5 protein-coding genes are annotated in these 2,495 nt (G+C 38.2%); 2 read left to right on the top strand and 3 right to left on the bottom strand.

Translation table 11 applies throughout. The features are described 5' to 3' along the window. On the bottom strand, positions 1–164 hold a 164-nt coding region (locus JOC59_RS09185), incomplete at its 3' end, for a DUF488 family protein, N3 subclade (protein WP_205144445.1). A gap of 255 nt (positions 165–419) precedes the next feature. Between JOC59_RS09185 and JOC59_RS09515 the strand changes: the two genes are divergently transcribed. Both JOC59_RS09515 and JOC59_RS09175 read left to right on the top strand, forming a co-directional pair. Then, entirely contained in the window at positions 420–638 is a 219-nt protein-coding gene (locus JOC59_RS09515) for a hypothetical protein (RefSeq protein WP_250966275.1), read from the top strand. Next, positions 613–1,412 (top strand): IS5 family transposase gene (locus JOC59_RS09175; protein ID WP_088899809.1). Its coding sequence is split into 2 segments (ribosomal slippage): positions 613–883 and positions 883–1,412, totalling 801 coding nucleotides; the frame shifts between segments, so codons are not numbered across the junction. Before JOC59_RS09515 ends, JOC59_RS09175 begins: the two co-directional genes overlap by 26 nt. Here JOC59_RS09175 and JOC59_RS09170 read toward each other — a convergent pair. After that, positions 1,409–1,738: a DDE-type integrase/transposase/recombinase gene (locus tag JOC59_RS09170; RefSeq protein ID WP_205144443.1), complete on the bottom strand. Its 330-nt coding sequence runs from the start codon at positions 1,736–1,738 to the stop codon at positions 1,409–1,411. The genes JOC59_RS09175 and JOC59_RS09170 overlap by 4 nt on opposite strands. Positions 1,739–2,034: 296 nt before the next feature. Beyond that, a complete protein-coding gene (locus JOC59_RS09165) occupies positions 2,035–2,310 on the bottom strand; it encodes a transposase (protein ID WP_205144442.1) in 276 nt (91 codons plus the stop codon). Positions 2,311–2,495 lie beyond the last annotated feature (185 nt).

Here is a 2,495-nt window from a genome sequence, read left to right as displayed (position 1 = left end):
TGATTGAACCATTTGCGAAGTTTATTTGAAGGGGCAATCATTTTGTCCCAATCATCAAGATTTGCCTTAGCTTTAGAAATTCCACGAGGCCAAAGGCGATCTATTAATATTCGATATCCAGGTTGAGTTGAATTAGATGAATAAATTCTTTGTATTTTTATCACAGTAAACCTCCTTAAATATATCAAAATTAAATTCAAATCTAGCTTATTACTTATCCTTAAATAAATTATGTCAGTATCTTAGGGGGGATTCTCAATTATAGACCCTTAACTCAATCATTTTTGAATTACTCATCATTTTTATTTTTTGTGGGCCAAATGGGTTTAGTCATGATTATTATGATAACTCCCACTATCATAGTAATAAAGGAAATAATTTTTTGTGGATAATTTAATATTAGCCAAAAGCAGCAATCGATGGAAACCGGAATTGATAAATCATTTTACGCTTTAATAGGAAGTGAAAACTTTCAATTTTGGCATTATCATATGGATATCCTAGTTTTGAATATGAATGATCAATTTTGTGTCGCTTTAAGAACGTGTTTGGATACTTTGACATTCGATTTGATTTTAGTTAAATTAGATCAAAAACAGGAGTTTTTAATCCATGAAAAGCTTTGCACACCATTATAGTAGCGACATCTCTCGTGAACAATTTGAACTAATCCGGACAGATCTAGAAGGCATACGTAAGCGGACTAAACCAAGAAAGGTTGATTTATATGATATCTTTTGTGCCCTGCTTTATACCTTGAAAAATGGGTGCGTTTGGCGCGATTTACCCAGCGATTTTCCTAAATGGGAAACCGTCTATTATTACTGGTTACTTTGGACTAAAACGCCATCTCCTGCTGGTATCACTCCTCTGGATAAGGTTTTAAAAAAATTGTCAGCCAACATCGGTTGGCTCAGAAGCGTTCAGTTTATACATCGTTCATCATTCTAGATGCTCAAAGTGTCAAGAATACCGATCCTGCTGAAAGTAGCGGCTACGATGGTGGTAAAAAGGTGAGTGGGATTAAGCGCCATCTTGCTGTAGATATCAATGGGCTGCCGATGGCAGTCCATGTGACAACCGCCAATGTTTCTGAGCGTGATGGCGCCAATGCGCTACTGGCGTTAAACAAATCACAGTTTGACCTGGTTCAACGAGTAATGGCCGATGGTGGTTATACTGGTAACAACTTTGCTCAATCAGTTCAGGCAATGATTAACGCTGAAGTCATTATTGCTAAACAGAGTGACCTTAGGCATGGTCAAGTGACCCCGCAACGCTGGGTTATCGAACGCAGTTTTAGCTGGCTAGGAAAATATCGGCGCCTCTGGCGCAATTGTGAGCGAAAGCTGAACACCAGTAAGATGATGATTAGCTTAGCCTTCCTGCGAATACTCTTGAAAAGATTCTAAACACGTTCTAACAAATTTTCAAAGCCAAAACTAGTGAACTGACTGCCCATATCAGTGTGTAAATAATTTGGTTTTTTATCAGTTGACAGCGATCTTTGTAGTGTTGTAACTACCAATTTGGTATCCATCGTGGCACTGATTTGATGGGCTAATATCTTACGCGTTTGTAACTTTAAAACTGACGCTAAATAGACCCACTGACCATTACTCAACTTTAAATAAGTGATGTCCATGCTCCAAGCATTGGCTTCGGGTAAATACCTGATTAAGTTGAGACGTTGACGATAATCAACAGTTGTCGTTGGTTTGTTAAATCGACGACTCATGACAGAGTATATGCCAGCTTCTCACATTAAACGACGAACTCAGTTGGTTCCATGATACAAATTCAGATCAGCTAATGCTAATCGCAGACGTGGCGCGCCATAAGCTTTATAGTTATTTTGCCAAATTTCACGTAACAAAGCCTTTAAAATCGTGTCTTCTCGTTGTCGTTGGCTCTCAGTATAGTGAACCCAATCAAAGTAGGTGCTTTTGGGTATTTTGAGTAGGCGAAGCACCATCATGAGTTTAAAATGCTGTTTTATCAATGATTGGACAATAGGAAAATGGGTCTTACGTGTTACTTGCGATGTTCGCCCAGCAAAACGGCCGCAATTTTTAAAATTTCGTTTTCTTCTTTGAGTCTTGTGACTTCTTTCTGCACTGCATTAAATTGGACACGAGTCACTGGCTTACCGGTAACGTCCGTCCCAATGATTTGGGCCTTTTTCACCCAACCCGTGACGGTTTGTACAGCCAAATGGTATTCATTGGCTAGAGAATTAGCAGAACGTCCCTCGTTATACAAGGCAATAATTGATGACTTAGATTCTGTTGAGTATCGCTTAGCTTTCATAATATAAAAAAACTCCGGGTCTACACTTTTTGGTACTGATAGATATGACGTTGTCATGTTAATCGGTATCTTTTTTTCTTGCATTTTTTAAAAAAAAGTGTAAAAAAAGAGATAACCCACCACCACCAAGCAGAAAGGAAATCTCCATGGATAATTATCTCAAAATATCACTCGCATTAAAAGAC

It is taken from the genome of Periweissella beninensis (assembly GCF_016908275.1).
GTDB classification, from domain to species: domain Bacteria; phylum Bacillota; class Bacilli; order Lactobacillales; family Lactobacillaceae; genus Periweissella; species Periweissella beninensis.
This window is presented reverse-complemented; position numbering and strand designations above follow the sequence as displayed.